Origin of the sequence: Siminovitchia fortis (assembly GCF_003605365.2) — a bacterium.
Taxonomy (GTDB): Bacteria; Bacillota; Bacilli; order Bacillales; family Bacillaceae_C; genus Siminovitchia; species Siminovitchia fortis.
This window is the reverse complement of record NZ_QYTU02000011.1, coordinates 1-19,112: the sequence shown is the minus strand read 5'-3', so window position 1 is coordinate 19,112 and position 19,112 is coordinate 1. Positions and strand designations below refer to the sequence as shown.

Annotated in this window: 21 protein-coding genes; 17 read left to right on the top strand and 4 right to left on the bottom strand. The window is 43.7% G+C overall.

Annotated elements, in window-relative coordinates; genetic code table 11:
• Positions 1 to 264: 264 nt before the first annotated feature.
• Together D4N35_RS06830 and D4N35_RS06825 are read left to right on the top strand one after the other, a co-directional pair.
• Positions 265 to 1,554, top strand: coding sequence for an ArgE/DapE family deacylase (locus tag D4N35_RS06830; protein WP_120071911.1), 1,290 nt, complete (start codon positions 265 to 267; stop codon positions 1,552 to 1,554).
• Positions 1,555 to 1,743: 189 nt separating this feature from the next.
• Positions 1,744 to 3,057, top strand: coding sequence for an MFS transporter (locus D4N35_RS06825; protein ID WP_120071778.1), 1,314 nt, complete (start codon positions 1,744 to 1,746; stop codon positions 3,055 to 3,057).
• A 44-nt stretch (positions 3,058 to 3,101) separates the two neighbouring features.
• Here the strand turns inward: D4N35_RS06825 and D4N35_RS18505 are convergent, their stop codons facing one another.
• Positions 3,102 to 3,236 carry a hypothetical protein gene (locus D4N35_RS18505; RefSeq protein WP_260842592.1) on the bottom strand — a complete coding sequence of 45 codons (135 nt, stop codon included), beginning with the start codon at positions 3,234 to 3,236 and terminating at the stop codon, positions 3,102 to 3,104.
• 88 nt (positions 3,237 to 3,324) lie between these two features.
• Between D4N35_RS18505 and D4N35_RS06820 the strand changes: the two genes are divergently transcribed.
• The 12 genes from D4N35_RS06820 (at position 3,325) to D4N35_RS06765 (ending at position 13,817) form a co-directional block, all read left to right on the top strand.
• The gene (locus D4N35_RS06820; protein ID WP_120071776.1) at positions 3,325 to 3,966 is read left to right on the top strand and encodes a YkyA family protein; all 642 of its coding nucleotides are present in this window, start codon (positions 3,325 to 3,327) and stop codon (positions 3,964 to 3,966) included.
• Between the two features lie 469 nt (positions 3,967 to 4,435).
• Positions 4,436 to 5,551 carry a pyruvate dehydrogenase (acetyl-transferring) E1 component subunit alpha gene (gene pdhA / locus D4N35_RS06815; protein ID WP_120071909.1) on the top strand — a complete coding sequence of 372 codons (1,116 nt, stop codon included), beginning with the start codon at positions 4,436 to 4,438 and terminating at the stop codon, positions 5,549 to 5,551.
• A 3-nt stretch (positions 5,552 to 5,554) separates the two neighbouring features.
• Complete coding sequence (locus tag D4N35_RS06810) at positions 5,555 to 6,532, top strand: alpha-ketoacid dehydrogenase subunit beta (protein ID WP_120071774.1); 978 nt, start codon at positions 5,555 to 5,557, stop codon at positions 6,530 to 6,532.
• A 68-nt stretch (positions 6,533 to 6,600) separates the two neighbouring features.
• Entirely contained in the window at positions 6,601 to 7,950 is a 1,350-nt protein-coding gene (locus tag D4N35_RS06805) for a dihydrolipoamide acetyltransferase family protein (protein ID WP_120071772.1), read from the top strand.
• A gap of 3 nt (positions 7,951 to 7,953) precedes the next feature.
• Entirely contained in the window at positions 7,954 to 9,363 is a 1,410-nt protein-coding gene (gene lpdA / locus D4N35_RS06800) for a dihydrolipoyl dehydrogenase (RefSeq protein WP_120071770.1), read from the top strand.
• 133 nt (positions 9,364 to 9,496) lie between these two features.
• Positions 9,497 to 9,754: a hypothetical protein gene (locus tag D4N35_RS06795; protein ID WP_120071768.1), complete on the top strand. Its 258-nt coding sequence runs from the start codon at positions 9,497 to 9,499 to the stop codon at positions 9,752 to 9,754.
• A 289-nt stretch (positions 9,755 to 10,043) separates the two neighbouring features.
• Positions 10,044 to 10,877 (top strand): polysaccharide deacetylase family protein, encoded by an 834-nt coding sequence (locus D4N35_RS06790; RefSeq protein ID WP_120071766.1) that lies wholly within the window; start codon positions 10,044 to 10,046, stop codon positions 10,875 to 10,877.
• A gap of 63 nt (positions 10,878 to 10,940) precedes the next feature.
• Positions 10,941 to 11,108 (top strand): GapA-binding peptide SR1P, encoded by a 168-nt coding sequence (locus D4N35_RS06785; protein ID WP_390614815.1) that lies wholly within the window; start codon positions 10,941 to 10,943, stop codon positions 11,106 to 11,108.
• A gap of 84 nt (positions 11,109 to 11,192) precedes the next feature.
• On the top strand, positions 11,193 to 12,158 hold the full coding sequence (locus tag D4N35_RS06780; protein ID WP_120071764.1) for an NAD(P)H-dependent flavin oxidoreductase: 966 nt from the start codon (positions 11,193 to 11,195) through the stop codon (positions 12,156 to 12,158).
• Positions 12,158 to 12,427, top strand: a complete 270-nt coding sequence (locus tag D4N35_RS06775; RefSeq protein WP_120071762.1) for a UPF0223 family protein — start codon at positions 12,158 to 12,160, stop codon at positions 12,425 to 12,427. The genes D4N35_RS06780 and D4N35_RS06775 overlap by 1 nt, the downstream gene beginning before the upstream one ends.
• A 206-nt stretch (positions 12,428 to 12,633) precedes the next feature.
• Positions 12,634 to 12,828 carry a YkzI domain-containing protein gene (locus tag D4N35_RS06770; protein WP_120071760.1) on the top strand — a complete coding sequence of 65 codons (195 nt, stop codon included), beginning with the start codon at positions 12,634 to 12,636 and terminating at the stop codon, positions 12,826 to 12,828.
• A 188-nt stretch (positions 12,829 to 13,016) separates the two neighbouring features.
• Positions 13,017 to 13,817: an inositol monophosphatase family protein gene (locus D4N35_RS06765; RefSeq protein WP_120071758.1), complete on the top strand. Its 801-nt coding sequence runs from the start codon at positions 13,017 to 13,019 to the stop codon at positions 13,815 to 13,817.
• A 78-nt stretch (positions 13,818 to 13,895) separates the two neighbouring features.
• On the opposite strand, the gene D4N35_RS06760 is transcribed toward D4N35_RS06765, so the two are convergent.
• Positions 13,896 to 14,081, bottom strand: a complete 186-nt coding sequence (locus D4N35_RS06760; RefSeq protein WP_120071756.1) for a YlaF family protein — start codon at positions 14,079 to 14,081, stop codon at positions 13,896 to 13,898.
• A gap of 79 nt (positions 14,082 to 14,160) precedes the next feature.
• On the opposite strand from D4N35_RS06760, the gene typA reads away from it, so the two are divergent.
• Positions 14,161 to 16,029 carry a translational GTPase TypA gene (typA, locus tag D4N35_RS06755; RefSeq protein WP_390614827.1) on the top strand — a complete coding sequence of 623 codons (1,869 nt, stop codon included), beginning with the start codon at positions 14,161 to 14,163 and terminating at the stop codon, positions 16,027 to 16,029.
• A 90-nt stretch (positions 16,030 to 16,119) separates the two neighbouring features.
• Entirely contained in the window at positions 16,120 to 16,488 is a 369-nt protein-coding gene (locus tag D4N35_RS06750) for a YlaH-like family protein (RefSeq protein ID WP_235870317.1), read from the top strand.
• Positions 16,489 to 16,523: 35 nt separating this feature from the next.
• Here the strand turns inward: D4N35_RS06750 and D4N35_RS06745 are convergent, their stop codons facing one another.
• Together D4N35_RS06745 and D4N35_RS06740 are read right to left on the bottom strand one after the other, a co-directional pair.
• A complete protein-coding gene (locus D4N35_RS06745; RefSeq protein WP_120071752.1) occupies positions 16,524 to 16,724 on the bottom strand; it encodes a YlaI family protein in 201 nt (66 codons plus the stop codon).
• Between the two features lie 96 nt (positions 16,725 to 16,820).
• Entirely contained in the window at positions 16,821 to 17,402 is a 582-nt protein-coding gene (locus tag D4N35_RS06740) for a YhcN/YlaJ family sporulation lipoprotein (RefSeq protein WP_235870316.1), read from the bottom strand.
• A 179-nt stretch (positions 17,403 to 17,581) separates the two neighbouring features.
• On the opposite strand from D4N35_RS06740, the gene D4N35_RS06735 reads away from it, so the two are divergent.
• Positions 17,582 to 18,913 carry a PhoH family protein gene (locus tag D4N35_RS06735; RefSeq protein WP_120071750.1) on the top strand — a complete coding sequence of 444 codons (1,332 nt, stop codon included), beginning with the start codon at positions 17,582 to 17,584 and terminating at the stop codon, positions 18,911 to 18,913.
• Positions 18,914 to 19,112: the final 199 nt, after the last annotated feature.

Genomic DNA, 19,112 nt, shown 5'->3' with positions numbered 1-19,112 from the left:
ATTTTCAATTGATTTTTGAGAAACAGACCAATATTAGGTCCAATAAATAAGTTTTATTTGGCACGCTTCTTGCAATACTAAAAAGTCGGGAGGTGACGTTTAATCAATAACGAAAAAGTTCCTCACCGGGAAGAGACAGTCAAGATGTGGTTTTAAAAAAGAAAGCATAGCACAATGGCCCATAGCGGAGCAGCATTGCTCGAATTATTTTTACGATTTGCAAACCGAAAGAAAGATTACAAAGGTAAGGAGAAGACATACGTGATGAAAGCGGAAACCGACTTAACTTTACAAAAAATATTTAATCAGATAGACACATCGTGGGATGAAGAAGTCTCATTTTTGCAAAAGATTTGCCGATTCCCGTCAACTCTTGGCAATGAGGCACCGGTCCAGCACTTTATTGCTGATTTTTTGGAAAAAGAAATGAGCTTGGATGTAACTAAAGTGATCCCTGATCCCGAAAAGCTGTCCTCGCACCCCGGTTATTCAGATTCCGACTGGTCATATGAGGATAGGCCGGTTGTCATCGGAGAGTATCGCACTGAAGGTGAAAAGAAAGGAAAAAGCGTGATCTTTCAGGGGCATATAGACGTTGTCAGTCCGGAACCTGTTTCGTTTTGGGAACATGATCCATGGGGTGCTGAAATCGTCGGCAATAAAATGTACGGCCGTGGAACTGCTGACATGAAATCAGGTGTGGCTGCTATGATCTTTGCGTTAAAAGCTGTTCGCGACGCAGGCATCAAGCTTTCATCAGACGTCATTATCAAAACGGTAACAGAAGAAGAGTGTACGGGAAATGGTGCCCTTGCAGCGATAGAAGCAGGATTTAAAGCAGATGCAGCTCTTATTCCCGAGCCCGTACTTGGACAAAAGGGACTAACCGCTCAAGTTGGGGTGATATGGGTCAGGGTGAAAGTCAAAGGTTTAGGTGCACATACTGAAAGGGCTGACAAAGCTGTAAACTCTATTATGGAAGGGTATAAAATGATCAATGCCCTTTTGGATTATGAAAAAGAGCTGAACAGCAGAGAAAGGCATAAGGACTTTGCTGATCACCCTCATCCGTATAACATCAATATTGGAAAAATCCATTCAGGAGATTGGCCTTCATCGGTTCCTTCCGAATGTACTGTTGAAGCAAGAGTCGGATTTCCTCCGGGGGTAAAACCGCAGGATGTAAAGGACGAATTAAAGGCTTATTTGTTGGCGGCTGCAAAAAAGGATGAGTGGTTAAGAGAAAATCCGCCGGAAATTTCATTTTACGGCTTCCATGCGGAAGGGTTTTCAATTGATCCGAATCAAGAGCTTTTCGATGTTTTAAACGAGGCTCATATGGCCGTTGTAGAAGAACCAATGGAAACTGGATCATTCACAGCCACGACTGATGCGAGATTTTATAACCTGTACTATGATATTCCTTCCACTTGCTATGGACCGACAGGCGATGGGCTTCATGCGCCAAATGAGTGGGTTGACCTTGACAGTGTCAAAACGGTTACAAAAACGTACGCTGCATTTCTGCTTAAGTGGTGTGGATATAGTAACTAGATGGTCGGGGAGCAACCGAGCGAAAAAGGCTGGGTGATCTCCCGATTTGTCCATTTCGAAGATGCAGAAAGGGATGGAAAGAATTTTATCCAAGGGATAAGATTGGGACCTTTAGTAATCGGTATTTATGGAATGATAAGTAATAATTCAGCTAAAGAATTTTAACTAAAGAGATGGTGAAAAGAAAAAATGTCAACTGAAATAAATCACGAAAATTTAACTGAAAAACAGCGAAACAGCCAGGCTAAAAGAGCCGCTCTTGCCAGCTTAGTTGGAACAACAATTGAATGGTATGATTTCTTTCTTTTTGGAACAATGGCCGCTTTGGTCTTTCCGAAATTGTTTTTTCCGGGTAATGATCCGTACGTTGGGCTGTTGCAATCATTCGCCGCACTATTTGTAGGATTTGCTGCCCGTCCGCTTGGGGCTGCCTTTTTCGGTTACTTTGGTGACCGCATTGGACGGAAAGCTACTTTAGTTACAACACTTCTGTTAATGGGAATAGCCAGTATGCTAATCGGATTATTGCCTTCATACCAAACCGGGGGTATTATTGTAACGATTTTGTTGGTGTTTTTCCGCTTTTGCCAAGGCTTCGGTGCCGGGGGTGAATGGGGAGGGTCGGTCGTCCTCTCTGTTGAATGGAGTCCTAAGGGAAAAAGAGGTTTAATGGGAAGTATGACGCAAGTTGCATCGCCTATTGCCCTGCTCTTATCGTCAGGCGTTGTTTCCCTCACGATTTTTTTAACAGGGGATAGTTTCCATGTTTGGGGATGGAGGATTCCTTTTCTTGTCAGTATCATACTTGTTATCATCGGCTTTATCATTCGTCGTGGTGTAGCGGATTCTCCACAATTTACAAAAATGAAGAAAGAAAATCGTCTATCAAAACAACCTGTTCGGGATGTATTTAAAAGATACCCCAAAACAATATTGTTGGTCATCCTGGCCAGTTTAGCCCAAGGAGTTCCTTTTTACGTCTTTACTACTTTTGCCATCAGTTATGGGTCAGAACAATTGCAAATAGAAGAACAGTTTCTGACGAATACACTTATGGTGGTATCAGTAGTTGAGATCCTTGTCATCCTTTACGCAGCTCATTTATCAGATAAGTTCAATAGAAAATCTATATTTTACGCAGGAGCTATTGTAACTGTATTGATGGCCTTCCCATTCTTCTGGCTTTTTGATACAAAGGTCGCGTTTTTAGTTGTTCTTGCGATGAGCCTTGCCATTATTGGTGCTGGAACAGTCTATGGTCCTTTAGCCGCATTAATTGCCGAGTGTTTCCCTGCCGAGCTTCGGTATAGCGGAACGTCACTGGGTTATCAGCTTTCAGCTGCCGTTCAAGGAATATCACCTATGCTATGTGTGTATTTATTAAATACCTTTAATAGCACAGCACCTATCAGCATCTATCTTATTGTTGCTTCTCTGCTTGCTATTGTGGCCGTTGCCAACTTAAAAAAGGCTAAATATATGGATGCGGATATGGCTAGCTAATTAATGATGTATGTCCTTGTGTTTGTTTCTTAAGTATATAAATCCTAAAATGTCATATTTAATGGAAAAAAGGCTGCTACCTTCAATGATGTGTAGCAGCCTTTCGCTTTCCTGGAACGGGGTGCCTGAAATTCCAATTGAAGAACGATAAATATAAACCTTCCATTCCTTAAAGCCACGTTTATCAGCTCCTTTCGATAATGCCTGTTGTCAATTCCTGTTTCTCCCTTTATAGTAGAAACTATCGTAACGATGGGAGGAATACCGGTGAAAAAACGTCATTTAGCTGTAATACTGCTTGCATCCGCAACTCTCTTATCGGCATGTGGGACCCCGGAGGAGCAAATACATAAGAGCCTTGAAGAGACAGTCGTTTTGGAAAAAGACTTTGAAAAACAGCAAAAGCCTTTGATGAAACTGGAAAAAGAAGAAAAATCACTGTTTGATGAAATCATGAACCTGGGGATGAAAAAGTTCGATGAAATCGTTGCTCTATCCGACAAGGCTCTTGCCAATTTAGATAAACGCGAAGAACTTTTAGCCAAAGAGGAAAAAGCGATGGCAGCTTCAAAAAAAGAATTCGACAACATCGATCATTTAATTGATAAACTGAAGGATGATCAGTTAAAGGGAAAAGCGAAAGAACTGAAAAAGCTGATGAATCGGCGCTACGACAGCCATGAGCAGCTTGTAAAAGCTTATAGGGAAGCAATCAAGGAAGACCGTAAGATTTATGAAATGATGAAAGACAAAGAATTGAAGCTGGAAGACCTGGAAGCTCAGATTGAGACCGCCAACAACGTACAGGAAGAAGTTCTGAAGGCAAGTGAGCAGTTCAATAAATTTACAGATCAATTCAATGAAGAGAAAGAAAAACTTTATAAAGAGGCAGGCATCACCAATGATTAGCGCTGCTTTGAATACGGGGAACGAGTGTGTCGTTCCCTTTTTGCATTTAAAGAAAAGAACTATATACCCTCAGCTGAAGGAGGCGCCTGCGGTTTCCAGAATGAATATGTTGTATAACACGCCTAAACTTTTTCTTTTGTATATGAAACAGTGATGTCGCTTTTTATAATACAGATATAGTTAAGGCTCTTTCCAAGTTAAAAGTGGTATGCCTTTTAATATTATAATCCTTGACTTAAAGGGCGTTGTCATGTAATCTAAAAAACGAGATATACAAATGATTGTATTATAAAACGGCAAAAAAATAACTGATACAGTTTGGGATTTGAGAAATACGGCTGGTTTTTAGGACAGCATTTGTGGAAAACATATAGGAATAGGCCTTTTCATTAGTTGAACATGCCGTTTAGGGTACTCTAAAAGAATAAAAGCCAAAATCAAAAAAATAAAGGAAGGATTGGTGGTTTTGATGGCTTCAAAGGCGAAGGCAGCTCAAGTTGATGCGGTTAAAACGCTGGAAAGCATTGAAGAAAAGTTTGAAATGGTACAAGTTTTAAATGAAAAAGGTGAAGTGATCAATGATAAAATGATGCCGGATCTTTCCGATGAGCAGCTGGTGGAGCTTATGAGCCGGATGGTTTACACGCGTATTTTGGACCAGCGCTCTATTTCCTTGAACCGTCAGGGACGCCTGGGGTTCTACGCTCCTACTGCGGGACAGGAAGCGTCAGCTATCGCTTCTCATTTTGCGCTTGAAAAAGAGGACTTTATATTGCCCGGATACAGAGATGTGCCTCAAATTATTTGGCACGGGCTTCCTTTATATAAAGCATTTTTGTTTTCGAGAGGCCATTTTGCCGGAAACCAGATTCCCGAGGATGTCAATGTGATTCCGCCTCAAATTATTATTGGCGCCCAATACGTCCAGACAGCAGGTGTGGCTCTTGGGCTGAAGAAGCGAGGGAAGAAAGCGGTGGCCGCTACATACACAGGTGATGGCGGTTCTTCACAGGGTGATTTCTATGAAGGCATTAACTTTGCCGGCGCATTTGGTGCTCCTGCGGTTTTCATTGTTCAAAATAACCAGTTCGCCATCTCCACTCCGCGTGAAGAACAGACAGCTGCAGCAACAATTGCCCAAAAGGCAGTCGCTGCCGGCATTCCAGGAGTTCTTGTTGACGGGATGGACCCGCTGGCGGTATATGCTGTCGTTCGTGAAGCAAGGGAGCGCGCTATCAATGGTGAAGGACCGTCCTTGATTGAAACACTCTGCTACAGATACGGCCCACATACGATGGCAGGGGACGATCCGACCCGTTACCGTACGTCTGATACAGACAATGAATGGGAGAAGAAAGACCCGATTGTCCGTTTCAGAATATATTTGGAAGGCAAAGGCCTTTGGAGTGAAGAGAAAGAGAATGAAGTGATAGAGAAGGCGAAAGAAGAAATCAAAGAGGCGATCAAGAAAGCTGATGATACTCCGAAGCAGAAAGTGACAGACTTGATTTCAAACATGTTTGAAGAGCTTCCATATAATCTGCAAGAGCAGTATGAAATATATAAAGAGAAGGAGTCGAAGTAAGCCATGGCGCAAATGACAATGATTCAAGCAATAACGGATGCGCTTCGCACCGAGCTGCGCAATGATGAAAACGTCCTTGTGTTTGGGGAAGACGTAGGGGTAAACGGCGGCGTTTTCCGTGCGACGGAAGGGTTGCAAAAAGAGTTTGGGGAAGAACGTGTATTTGACACTCCTTTAGCCGAATCCGGTATTGGCGGCCTTGCCATCGGACTTTCCACTCAAGGTTACCGCCCGGTTCCGGAAATCCAGTTTTTCGGGTTCGTCTATGAAGTGATGGACTCCATCAGCGGACAAATGGCACGCTGGCGTTACCGTACAGGCGGCTCTTATCATGCGCCGATTACAATTCGTTCACCTTTTGGCGGCGGTGTTCATACCCCTGAGCTGCATGCAGACAGCCTGGAAGGGTTAATGGCTCAGCAGCCCGGTTTAAAAGTGGTCATTCCATCAACTCCTTATGACGCCAAAGGCTTGTTGATCTCTGCCATCCGTGACAATGACCCTGTCATTTTCCTTGAGCACATGAAGTTGTATCGTTCCTTCAGGCAGGAGGTCCCTGAAGAAGAATACACCATTCCGCTTGGAAAAGCAGAAGTGAAAAAGGAAGGAAAAGACTTGTCGATCATCACATACGGTGCGATGGTGCATGACTCCATCAAAGCGGCGGAGGCACTTGAAAAAGAGGGACATTCAGTGGAGGTCATTGATCTTCGCACAATCAGCCCGCTTGACATTGAAACGATCATCAAATCAGTTGAAAAAACAAATCGGGCGATTGTTGTGCAGGAGGCGCAGAAACAAGCAGGAATTGCAGCGAATGTTGTGGCGGAAATCAATGATCGTGCCATTTTGAGTTTGGACGCGCCTGTTCTCAGGGTGACAGCTCCGGATACCGTGTATCCTTTCTCCCAGGCAGAACCGGTTTGGCTTCCGAACCACAAGGATATAATTGAAACTGCAAAGAAAGTGCTTGAATTTTAAAAACAAAGGCGCAAGCGCCTGTTTACGACGGTCTATCCGAAATATGAATAACAGGAGGGTGAAATACATTGTCATTCCAATTTAGGCTCCCTGACATCGGTGAAGGAATCCATGAGGGCGAGATTGTCAAATGGTTCGTGGAACCGGGCAAAAAAGTAGAAGAAGATGATGTGTTATGTGAAGTGCAAAATGATAAGGCAGTGGTTGAAATACCATCACCTGTTGCCGGGACGGTTGAAGAAATTCTTGTTCAAGAAGGCGAGACGGCTGTTGTCGGCGACGTGCTGATCAAGTTTGATGCACCAGGCTATGAAGACCTTCAATTTAAAGGTGCCCACGGCGAAGATGAAACCGAAGCGGACGTGCAATCAACAGCCGAATCAGGACAAGATATCGACAAAGAGGAAGTAAAGGAAGAGGCCGAGCAAAAGGAAAAGGCGGAGAAAACCGGAGCCGGAGACCAGCCGGAAGCCAAAGAGGAAGAGGCTTCAGACAAAAGGGTCATTGCCATGCCTTCCGTCAGAAAATATGCGCGTGAGAAAAACGTGAACATACAGGCTGTCAGCGGTTCCGGAAAAAATGGACGGATCTTAAAGTCTGACATTGATGAATACTTAAATGCACCGGCGGAAAAAGAATCAGCGCCCGAAGCAGAAGAAACACCGAAACAAGAGGAGAAGCAACAGAAAAAAGCTCCTGTTGTCCCGGAAGGCGACTATCCGGAAACAAGGGAGAAAATGAGCGGTATCAGAAGGGTGATCGCCAAGGCGATGGTCAATTCCAAACATACCGCACCGCACGTTACCCTTCTGGATGAAGTCGATGTAACTGCACTTGTTGCACACCGCAAGAAATTCAAGGGGATTGCAGCTGAAAAAGATATTAAACTGACTTACCTTCCATACGTTGTAAAGGCTTTGGTAAGTGCATTGCGTGAATACCCTGCATTGAATACATCCGTTGATGATGAAAAAGAGGAAATCATACAAAAGCATTACTACAATATTGGAATTGCTGCTGATACGGAAAGAGGTTTGCTTGTTCCGGTCGTAAAACGGGCAGATTCCAAGTCGGTTTTTGCTATTTCCAAAGAAATCAATGAATTGGCAGATAAAGCAAGAACAGGAAAATTGAGCCCGAATGAAATGAGCGGCGGTTCCTGCACAATCACGAATATCGGATCTGCAGGAGGACAATGGTTTACACCTGTCATCAATCAACCGGAAACAGCCATTCTCGGAATCGGCCGCATTGCGGAAAAACCGATAGTGAAAAATGGTGAAATTGTTGCCGCACCTGTGTTAGCATTATCATTGAGCTTTGATCATCGGATTATTGACGGCGCTACTGCGCAACAGGCATTAAACCACATCAAGAGGCTGTTAAGTGATCCCGAACTTTTACTAATGGAGGCGTAAAGTATGGTAGTAGGTGATTTTCCAATTGAGACAGACACGATTGTAATTGGTGCCGGGCCTGGCGGATATGTGGCAGCCATTCGGGCAGCACAGTTAGGCCAAAAAGTAACGATTGTTGAAAAAGGGGAACTGGGAGGAGTTTGCCTGAATGTAGGATGCATTCCTTCAAAGGCTTTGATATCAGCTTCCCACCGTTTCCACGAAGCCAAAAACTCAGAAGACATCGGAATAAAAGCGGAAAATGTCACACTTGACTTTGGAAAAGTCCAAGAATGGAAATCCGGAGTGGTTAACAAACTGACCGGCGGTGTCCAAGGGCTTTTAAAAGGAAATAAAGTCGACATTGTCAAGGGAGAAGCTTATTTCGTTGATGAACACAGCATTCGTGTGATGGATGAAAACTCTGCACAAACATACACATTCAAAAATGCCATCATAGCGACCGGATCTCGTCCTGTTGAGATTCCAGGCTTTAAATATTCAAAGCGCGTGCTCGATTCAACAGGAGCCATCAATCTTGATGAGCTTCCAAAAAGTCTTGTTGTCATCGGCGGGGGATATATCGGTGTCGAACTTGGATCTGCCTATGCAAACTTTGGCACGGAAGTGACGATCATTGAAGGCACAAAGGATATTCTTGGCGGATTCGAAAAGCAAATGACTGCGCTTGTCAAACGCAACTTGAAAAAGAAAAATGTAAATATTGTTACTAACGCCGAAGCAAAAGGCGTTGAAGAAACAGACGAGGGAGTAAAAGTGACATATGCTGCTAAGGGTGAGGAACAGACGGTCGAGGCAGATTATGTCCTGGTGACGGTTGGAAGAAAGCCTAACACGGACGAACTTGGACTGGAGCAGGTCGGAGTAAAAATCGATGACAAAGGACTTATTGAAGTCGACAAACAGCGCAGATCCAATGTTCCAAGCATTTTTGCGATCGGTGACATTGTCGATGGGCCTAAGCTTGCACACAAAGCTTCCTACGAAGGAAAAATTGCTGCGGAAGTTATTGCAGGGCAATCCTCTGAAGTCGATTATATCGGCATACCGGCAGTCGTCTTTTCAGAGCCTGAATTGGCTTCAGTCGGATATTCCGAACAGCAGGCAAAAGATGAAGGAATTGAAATTGAAGCAGCCAGATTCCCATTTGCAGCAAACGGCCGTGCGCTGGCGCTCAATGAAACAGACGGTTTCGTAAAACTGATCACTCGTAAAGAAGATGGATTGATCATTGGCGGGCAAATTGCAGGAGCCAATGCTTCCGATATGATTGCCGAAATCGGGCTTGCCATCGAAGCGGGCATGACAGCAGAAGATGTGGCTATGACCATTCATGCTCACCCGACACTCGGAGAAATGACAATGGAAGCCGCAGAGGTTGCTCTCGGAACTCCTGTTCATATCATGAAATAATGTTTTTCAAAAACCCTTTGGAACTCCAAATTCCAAAGGGTTTTTTCATATAAAAAGGTTTAATTTGCCCCAGAGAGTGCATATTATCAATAACAGGATGCTTGTTATATCCTTAAAAGTTGGTGACCTGTCAATGAAAAAATATGTGGCACTCATATTGCAATTGATGATCTGGAGCGGCTTCACACTTGTGGAATGGTTGTCGGGGCGTGACCATATTCTTGCAAAGGCCATTTTATTTTCCGTGTTCTTTTATCTTGCGTTTTTGCTTGCAAGAATGATAGTCAAATCAAATAGGACTACTATTTTTATTACGGTGGCAAGTTTGAGCGCTTATGCCGGGATTCATCTGTTATTGAATACGTTATACAGATCGGCGCTTTTTTACTGAGTAAGAAATCATAAGATTTTTTAGCTATAAAATTTTGAACAAAGCCTTTTGTTGTCTAGCTCCAGCGCCTACCGACTAGCAGACTTCGCACCTCCTCCTACGATAAGTCAACATCGGCTCGTTCCTCGCCGTGTTTCCTTTATCTCGTCGGAGGCACTCCAGTCTGTACGTCGATGGGCAAGGCGCTTGCGCTTTTCTTAATCGGTGAAGGTTTTACAATATCTATCAAAGGACAGAAAAGTTATAATAGAGTAAATTCATATTTTGATTGATTTGAGAGGAGAAGATAATGAGGAAGTTTTTCACCATGACAGCGGCAATTCTGCTTCTGGCTGCTTGCGGTGCGGAGAAAGCGGCGCATGAGGACAAGCAGTCTGGAGATGAAGCAGCTAAACAGGAAACCCGCGAGCATAAGCAGGGGGCGGAGAATAAGGAAGAGGACAAGCCAAAAGAAGAAAGCACGAAACAGGAGGAAGCCGTCGCTTCACCGGAATATAAATTGAATCAAAACACATTTGCTTTGGAGCCGATCGGAGAGGCAAACCCTAAAGTAGTGCTATTAACCATTGATGATGCGCCTGATGAACATGCATTGGAAATGGCCAAAACCTTGAAGAAGCTGGACGCGCCGGCTATTTTTTTCGTCAATGGCCATTTGATCGATTCTCCTGAAAAAGAAACGGTGATCAAAGAGATACATGATCTTGGATTTATGATCGGAAACCATACATATTCGCATAGCGACCTGACAACCCTTCCTGAGGAAAAACAAGGGGAAGAGATTTTGTCTGTAAATGATAAAGTTGAAAAAATAATAGGGGAAAAGCCGAAATTTTTTCGCGCTCCTTTCGGCAAGAATACAGATTACAGCAGGAAGATTGCCGAAGATGAGAACATGCTGCTGATGAATTGGACATATGGCTATGACTGGGAGAAAGAGTATATGACAGGTGACGCCATCGCACATATTATGGTCGATACACCGTTGCTGCAGGACGGGGCCAATTTGCTCATGCATGACCGTGAATGGACGAATGACGGCCTTGAAAGGATTGTTGACGGTCTGCGTGATAAAGGGTATGAACTCCTTGACCCTGCTCTAATTGATACAAAAACTGAATAACCTCTTATTCTGTGAAATGTGTCATACAATTTAGGCTTGATAATCAAGATGTGTTATATTATTATGAATTTAATGAATCATTTTCAAGCCTTTTCACAGGAAGGGATGGAGAAGATGGGAATTATCATCTGTCAGGATTGCAATGCAACCATCGATTATTTTGAGGATGACAAAGTGACAAAATTGTATTCCTGCTGCTGTGAATGCAATGAAAAAACAGATGAACAATAACTGGAATGAGGAGCATCCCGGACGGGGCGCTCCTTTTATTTTAAAAATCTGCTTCAATTAAAACGACAAGGGAGAGGTTAAGGGATGGAAAAGTGGAAAACAAGAGTGACAGATTTACTTAATATCAAGTATCCGATTGTACAAGGCGGATTGGCTCACCTGGCCTATTCTGAATTGGCGTCTGCGGTTTCCAATGCCGGCGGCTTGGGACAAATAACAGCCATGTCGCTCTCAACTGCTGATGAACTGAAAGAAGAAATAAGGAAAACAAGAACAATGACCGACAAACCATTTGGGGTTAATTTTGCGATCGGACAGCACGGGCGCCGCTTTGAACATATGCTTGAAGCCGCGATTGAGGAAGAGGTTGAAGTGGTTTCTGTTACAGGCGGAAACCCATCCGGATTTTTTAAAGAACTTGAAGGGGTAAATGTAAAAAAACTTGTCCTTGTTGCAGCGAAGCGCCAGGCCGTGAAGGCGGAAGAACTGGGGGCAGATGCTGTCATGGTTGTCGGCCAAGAGGGTGGAGGGCATATCGGCAGGGATGATACCGGCACATTTGTCCTCATTCCATCTGTTGTCGACGCTGTGACAATTCCTGTTATAGCTTCCGGCGGGATAGCGGACGGCAGGGGTCTTATGGCGGCAATGAGCCTCGGGGCGGAAGGAATAGAAATGGGAACGAGATTCATAGCCACAAAGGAATGTGTTCATGCTTCAAACCGATATAAGCAGGCAATAATTGACGGATCCGAAACAGATACTGAAATTATCAAAAGAACGCTTAAAGCTCCTGGGCGTGTAATCTCGACCCCATGGTCCAAAAAGATCATCGAACTCGAAAAAGCGGGTGCCGGCTACGAAGAGCTGAAGCCGTATATTAGTGGAACAGCCAACAAAAAATATATTTACGAAGGCAATCCGGAGCAGGGATTCGGCTGGGCAGGACAGGCAGCAGGGTTGATACATGAAGTTTTAAGTGTCGATGAGCTTATACAAACAATGATGAGTGAAGCGGAAAAAATTCGTTTGAAATGGAGTGTTCATTAATGGATTATCAATATCCGATATCCCATCTCTGGTCGACTGAAGAGATAGTGGATGTCATCCATTTTTTTCAATCAATAGAAAAGGCGTATGAGAAAGGAATTGAAAAAAGCTCACTGATAGAAGCGTATCGGCGTTTTAAAGAGATTGTGCCGGGGAAAGCAGATGAAAAGAACATTTGTAATGAATTCGAAGAGGTGAGCGGCTATTCGGCATATAATGTTGTCCAAAAAATGAAACAGGCAGCCCCCGGTGAAACAATTCGTTTATAGCAAGGAGCCAACATTAGACAGAAAGCATCATGTGTTTAATATTATCGACAAACGGGTACTAAATTATTAAGCGGAACTCATTCATTCAACATCCTGGGTAAGTGCACAATTTTGTTACCGGCAATCAGTCGGCAACATACGATAAAGTAAGCGAATAGAGATAAGGTAAGCACTTGCAAACTAATCCCGGAAGGAGTGTTTTGTCAATGAAGCAAGTCGTCAACGCTTATCGAAAGAAGTCAGTGGATAAACAGAAACTTGCTGTCCTTCACCTGGAATTAAACTATGAACTCGCTGTTCTGTTTGATGCAATGCAGGAAAATAACGAAGATATGAAGACAAAAGCAAAGCGCAAATTGGAAAGAATCCGTTCTGAATTAATAAAGATGGAAGCATTGTGATATTGATCCAGATGAAAATAATAACTGATTCTAATGGCGAACTCCCTTCATGTTTTAAAATGAAGGGGTTCGTCTTTTGTTGCCGGACAGGATAGTATAAAATGATCCTGTTTCTTATAAACTTGAAATGATAATGGATATTCAATAAGCTGGGTATTGAAGAAGGAAAGACTGATCGGAGGATGACAATGGCAAACTGGACATTGATAGATAAATATGCCAAAGCATGGCTTCAGGAGGCGGGCACAAGAATTGTCTCTTCATTCGCAACAGCACCTGAAGTCATGACAAAATCGAACCCGGATGATCTCGTAACAAATATAGATCAAGAAACGGAACAGTTTTTCACAAAAAAAATAAGGGAAGCATTTCCTGATCACTATATTTTGGGCGAAGAAGGCTTTGGAGATGACCCGGCCGGGTTCTCCGGGATCATTTGGATTATAGATCCAATCGACGGCACTACCAATTTTGTTCACCAGCAGAGAAATTTCATGATCTCCATCGGAATTTACGAAAATGGAAACCCTAAATTAGGATATGTATATGATGTTGTGTATCAGGAGCTATATTATGCCAAAGCAGGTGAAGGCGCCTTTTGGAATGATAAGAAGCTTCCGCCATTAGAAAAGGTGCCTGTAGAAAAAGCATTGATCGGGATCAATTCAACGTGGCTTGTTTCCAACAGGCTGATTGATCCCAGAGAGACTCTGATACCGCTTGTAAACGATGCAAGGGGAACACGATCGTACGGCTCCGCTGCACTTGAGTTTGTATTTGTTGCTACCGGAAGGCTTGATGCCTACATAACGATGCGGCTTTCACCGTGGGACTTCGCCGGGGGGAAAATCATTGTTGAGGAAGTTGGCGGGAAGGTGACAAATTTAAAAGGGGAGCCGCTGAACATTTTGGAAAGAAATCCGATCGTTGTAGCAAAACCGGGGCTCCATGAAAAAATCATTCAAAAATATTTATCAAAAGGTTTATAGAAGAAACGGTCCAGTTATGGCAGCTGGACCGTTTCTGTATGAATCCAAAATGGCGTGTAATCATATAACCATGGGGTTCTATAATTTGCCGGATTCCCTGTATCTTTTTTTTGTCGCAAAGCCATAGCCCATAACAGAAATCAAAATGATAAAACAGATGATTATTCCAATGGGACTTCTTGCACCGAGGGAAAAACCCATCCCTACGATGGAAAACGCCGCTAATATGGCCAAGAAAAGAAAATTCCACTTAATGCCATTCACGCTGTTCGCCCTCCTCACTCATCAATTTTACAAAAAAATGATCGGCTTGGCTACTATTGTGGTATAATTGTTAAGTTATATGCCAGCATTTGCTGTTATACAGGCAGGAGGAACTACTTTGAATATAAGAAACGATATAAGGAATATTGCGATTATCGCCCACGTGGACCATGGAAAGACGACTTTGGTTGATCAGCTGCTCAGACAATCCGGAACGTTCCGGACAAATGAGCATGTCGAAGACCGGGTAATGGATTCCAATGATTTGGAACGTGAACGGGGAATAACCATTTTGGCGAAAAATACCGCCATTCAATATAAAGATACAAAAATCAATATTATGGATACACCCGGCCATGCCGATTTTGGCGGAGAAGTGGAACGGATTTTAAAAATGGTGGACGGGGTACTTCTTGTGGTGGATGCATATGAAGGCTGTATGCCCCAGACCCGCTTCGTATTGAAAAAAGCCTTGGAACAGAACCTGACCCCCATCGTAGTCGTAAATAAGATTGATAGAGATTTTGCGCGGCCTGAGGAAGTGGTGGATGAGGTTCTGGAATTGTTCATCGAGCTTGACGCCAATGATGATCAACTGGAATTTCCGGTCATTTACGCTTCAGGAATAAATGGAACGGCCAGTAAAGAACCGGATCATCAGGAAGATAACATGGAAGTGTTGTATGAAACGATTTTGGAGCATATCCCTGCGCCTGTGGAAAATCGGGAAGAACCTCTCCAGCTGCAGGTATCCCTTTTGGATTACGATAAATATGTTGGACGGGTAGGCATAGGCCGTATATTTCGCGGTACCATCAAGGTAGGACAGCAGGTTGACTTGATGAAGCAGGATGGGAACGTGAAACAGTTTCGTGTAACCAAATTGTTTGGTTTCTTCGGGCTGAAAAGGGTCGAAATTAATGAGGCATATACAGGGGACATCGTAGCCGTATCCGGCATGGAAGATATAAACGTCGGTGAAACTTTATGTCCAATCGACCATCAGGAGCCCTTGCCGCTGCTTAAAATAGATGAACCTACCCTCCAAATGACTTTTCTGGTCAACAACAGCCCATTTGCGGGCAGAGAGGGAAAATTTGTTACGGCAAGAAAAATTGAAGAAAGGCTTAAAACGCAGCTTGAAACGGATGTAAGCCTTCGGGTTGAAGATACTGAATCTCCGGATGCATGGGTTGTTTCAGGGAGAGGCGAGCTCCATCTGTCCATTTTAATCGAAAATATGCGCCGTGAAGGCTTTGAACTCCAAGTGTCAAAACCGAAGGTGATTGTCAAAGAGGTGAACGGCGTACTGTGTGAACCGATTGAGCATGTTCAAATTGACACTCCGGAGGAATACACCGGAAGCATTATTGAATCGCTCGGATCCCGTAAAGGGACGATGCTGGATATGATCAATAACGGGAAGGGCCAGGTCCGTCTGATTTTCCATGTTCCTGCAAGGGGATTGATCGGATATACAACAGAGTTCATGTCGCTCACAAGGGGCTATGGAATTTTGAACCACACTTTTGACAGCTACCAGCCGATGGCTTCCGGTCAGATCGGAGGAAGGCATCAAGGTGTCCTTGTTTCGATGGAAGGCGGAAAGGCGACGACGTACGGCATCATGCATGTGGAAGACCGTGGAACGATATTTGTTGAACCCGGCACCGAGATATATGAGGGGATGATTGTCGGCGAGCATTCGCGTGATAACGATCTGGCGGTCAATATTACGAAGACGAAGCATGCCACGAATGTCAGGTCGGCCACAAAGGACCAGACTTCAGTCATCAAAAGGCCGAGGATCATGTCTTTGGAGGAATCTCTCGAATACTTGAATGATGATGAATTATGTGAAGTCACCCCTGAGTCAATCCGTTTGCGCAAAACAATTTTGAACAAAAATGAACGGGAAAAAGCGGCCAAAAAGAAAAAGTTTGCCTAATTTTGTTATAATGCCGCTTAAATATGGTATGCTTATGGGGGATTCCTTTTAAAAAGGAGTCCCTTTCTAAAGACGTAGGAGGTAGCCTGAATGAATTTCATTGGTAGTCTGTTCTTCGTTCTGGCCATGACGAAAGCGGACCAAGCTGCGATTGATAGATTTTCTACATTTTATAAATTTTATTATCTGCAGGCGCCAAATGCGAAAACTGCAAATTGGCTCTTGTTTTTGACTATTGCAGCACTTTGCATTCTCGTATATAAACTTGGGTTTGCTAAGAAACTGCCATTGTTAAAATCCGCAATTATTTATTTCTTTCTGTTTATTGGGTGTACAATACTTACTTTTCTCGGGATTTTTCTTCCGATTGCAGAAGGGCTTGTCGTAGCGGCACTCATATTGATCATTTATAAGATCAGGCTGAACAGGGAGAAAAAAGCGGGGACATTCAATAATTAAGAAAAACCGGGCAAAAAGCAGCCCGGTTTTTCTTATTAAAAATCCTTTTCCTTCCCTTTAAAACTGTATAGCTGAAACTGCCCGCTTGCATGACGCGCTTTTGTTTTCTCTTCAATTCTTTTATGGCATTCATCACACATATAAGTATGAATCGGCCTGTTCCTTAACTTTTTGGCAAGGGGTGTGTCATTTCCCAGTTCGTGCTGATTATCGCAAATGACGCATTGCACTTTCATTACGGCCACCTCTGTAAAAGAATAATGTTCTTTTACAAACCATTATACCATGTTGCAGCCTGATTCTTACATGATAAATTCTCTTATGGCCTGTTGCTATTCCGTTGATTGCTTTTCCTGCTCCTTTTGGATTTGGCGGGTGTCCTGCCTGTCCATTTCCTGCTCCTGTTTTTGAGGCGCTTCCTGAGGGTTTTTATTATTTTCCTGAGGAGGCAATTCAGGCATTACCCTTCCTGTAATATCGGCCAATTCATTGATGATCCCCTGCATGGGCATGCCCTTGGATATGTCATCTTTAATTTCTTTCAGTCTGGCATTGATATCGGGATCGGCGACCACGATAGCTCCGGCACCTCTCGGATCGTGCTTGATGCTTTCAGCGACTGAATATTTGATGGACCCCACTTTGGATCGGTCCAAATCTTTATCCACGTCTATGCCGATAATAGCGTAATCCCCGGCAACTACAGCTGTTGCATTTTTTACCTGGGGGATGTCGGAGGCGAGCCCGGCTAAATAATTTGCTCTGTCTTCATCGCTGTTTCGGGTGTTATCTTGACGGCTTATTTCAGTTTTTGTGTTTTGAAGGGAGGGATTCTCTCCATCCCTTTGCTGCCCGTTCATCTGGCCGCACGCTGCGAGTATGAGAATGATGAAAATGTATGCTGCTTTTTTCAATATGCTTTCCTCCTGTTTTTTTGCCAACTATCATTATTTATATATTGTGCAATATGGCTTCTAAGTTTATGCACAATTACATATATTTCAGACAAAGAGCTGTCCCTTATGACACTTTCTAATGGAACCGGCCGATCTACAGCATCATATGATATTAAAAAGGAGCAGGAGGCATCAATTTGACGAAAATATACGTGTTAGATACGAATGTCTTGTTGCAGGATCCCAATGCCGTCTTTTCGTTCCAGGACAATGAGATTGTCATCCCGGCGGTTGTGCTGGAAGAATTGGACTCAAAGAAGAGGTATATGAACGAGATCGGCAGGAATGCAAGGCATGTTTCCAAATTGATAGACGGCTTCAGACTGACCGGAAAACTCCACGAAAGGATAGCTTTGGAAAATGGAGGGACATTGCGAATTGAACTCAACCACAGGTCATTCCACCAGCTGCAGGAGATCTTTTTAGAAAAGACGAATGATAACCGTATTTTGGCGGTGGCAAAAAACATCGCAATGGAGGAAGAGAAGAAAGAGAACGGGAAGCCCGTCATCATCGTCAGCAAAGATGCTCTGTTAAGAGTGAAGGCAGATGCCCTTGGACTGCAGGCGGAAGATTTTTTGAGCGACCGTGTAGTGGAAGTGGATCATTTATATACCGGAACACAGGAGATTTTTATTAATATCGACTTATTAAGAATTTTTTATGAAACAGGTGAAATTTCATGTTTGGATATCGCAAACGGCAAACCGATGCATCCGAATCAGTTTATCGTCATGAAGGATGAGCTTGGAAGTTCATCATCGGGGCTTGGAATCGTTGATGAAACAGGAACGATGATTAAAAAATTGATTACCCACTTTGATTCCATTTGGGGAATCAAGCCGAGGAATGTCCAGCAGACAATGGCGGCTGAGCTGCTTTTCCGCCAGGATATCCAGCTGGTTACAATGATCGGAAAGGCTGGCACCGGGAAGACTCTTTTGGCCCTGGCAGCCGGATTGATGCAAACCGAAGATATGAAAAAATACAAAAAACTTCTTGTCGCTCGGCCAATCGTTCCGGTGGGAAAGGATATCGGATATTTGCCGGGAGAGAAGCAGGAAAAATTAAGGCCATGGATGCAGCCGATTTACGATAATCTTGAATACCTGTTCAATACGAAAAAGCCCGGCGAGCTGGATTCGATTTTGGTGGGGATGGGTTCCATTGAGGTTGAAGCACTGACATATATAAGGGGGCGGAGCATCCCCAAGCAGTTCATTATCATTGACGAAGCCCAAAACCTTACAAAGCACGAGGTGAAAACGATATTGACGAGAGTAGGGGAAGGAAGCAAAATTGTGCTGATGGGAGATCCCCAGCAAATCGATCATCCATACCTTGATGAATTTAATAATGGTTTGACGTATGTTTTGGAAAAGTTCAAAGGGCAAAGTGCAGCAGGCCATATTAAGCTGGTCAAAGGGGAGAGATCTGATTTGGCGCAGCTTGCAGCAGATATTTTATAAACACATAAAGAAAAGCGCAAGGCGCGCAGCCTTGGGCGAAAAGCTGAACTACGCTTGCGAAGGCGCAGTTTGCCTTCAAAAACGATTGGCTTAATCCTTGCGCCGATCGCGCCTGGCTGGACATGCCACATCGCCATTCTATATAGAAGGTACGGTCAAATCTTTTACTTTAACCTTAATCCGTGACTAAATTTATCTA

What these genes read in the sequence shown, in the direction of transcription:
- typA (WP_390614827.1), top strand. Translation starts at nt 14,161, where the DNA reads ATGCCAGCATTTGCTGTTATACAGGCAGGAGGAACTACTTTGAATATA.
- D4N35_RS06785 (WP_390614815.1), top strand. Translation starts at nt 10,941, where the DNA reads ATGAATTTAATGAATCATTTTCAAGCCTTTTCACAGGAAGGGATGGAG.
- D4N35_RS06745 (WP_120071752.1), bottom strand. Translation starts at nt 16,724, where the DNA reads ATGAAAGTGCAATGCGTCATTTGCGATAATCAGCACGAACTGGGAAAT.
- lpdA (WP_120071770.1), top strand. Translation starts at nt 7,954, where the DNA reads ATGGTAGTAGGTGATTTTCCAATTGAGACAGACACGATTGTAATTGGT.
- D4N35_RS06790 (WP_120071766.1), top strand. Translation starts at nt 10,044, where the DNA reads ATGAGGAAGTTTTTCACCATGACAGCGGCAATTCTGCTTCTGGCTGCT.
- pdhA (WP_120071909.1), top strand. Translation starts at nt 4,436, where the DNA reads ATGGCTTCAAAGGCGAAGGCAGCTCAAGTTGATGCGGTTAAAACGCTG.
- D4N35_RS06810 (WP_120071774.1), top strand. Translation starts at nt 5,555, where the DNA reads ATGGCGCAAATGACAATGATTCAAGCAATAACGGATGCGCTTCGCACC.
- D4N35_RS06750 (WP_235870317.1), top strand. Translation starts at nt 16,120, where the DNA reads ATGAATTTCATTGGTAGTCTGTTCTTCGTTCTGGCCATGACGAAAGCG.
- D4N35_RS06780 (WP_120071764.1), top strand. Translation starts at nt 11,193, where the DNA reads ATGGAAAAGTGGAAAACAAGAGTGACAGATTTACTTAATATCAAGTAT.
- D4N35_RS06795 (WP_120071768.1), top strand. Translation starts at nt 9,497, where the DNA reads ATGAAAAAATATGTGGCACTCATATTGCAATTGATGATCTGGAGCGGC.
- D4N35_RS06765 (WP_120071758.1), top strand. Translation starts at nt 13,017, where the DNA reads ATGGCAAACTGGACATTGATAGATAAATATGCCAAAGCATGGCTTCAG.
- D4N35_RS06825 (WP_120071778.1), top strand. Translation starts at nt 1,744, where the DNA reads ATGTCAACTGAAATAAATCACGAAAATTTAACTGAAAAACAGCGAAAC.
- D4N35_RS06775 (WP_120071762.1), top strand. Translation starts at nt 12,158, where the DNA reads ATGGATTATCAATATCCGATATCCCATCTCTGGTCGACTGAAGAGATA.
- D4N35_RS06770 (WP_120071760.1), top strand. Translation starts at nt 12,634, where the DNA reads ATGAAGCAAGTCGTCAACGCTTATCGAAAGAAGTCAGTGGATAAACAG.
- D4N35_RS06830 (WP_120071911.1), top strand. Translation starts at nt 265, where the DNA reads ATGAAAGCGGAAACCGACTTAACTTTACAAAAAATATTTAATCAGATA.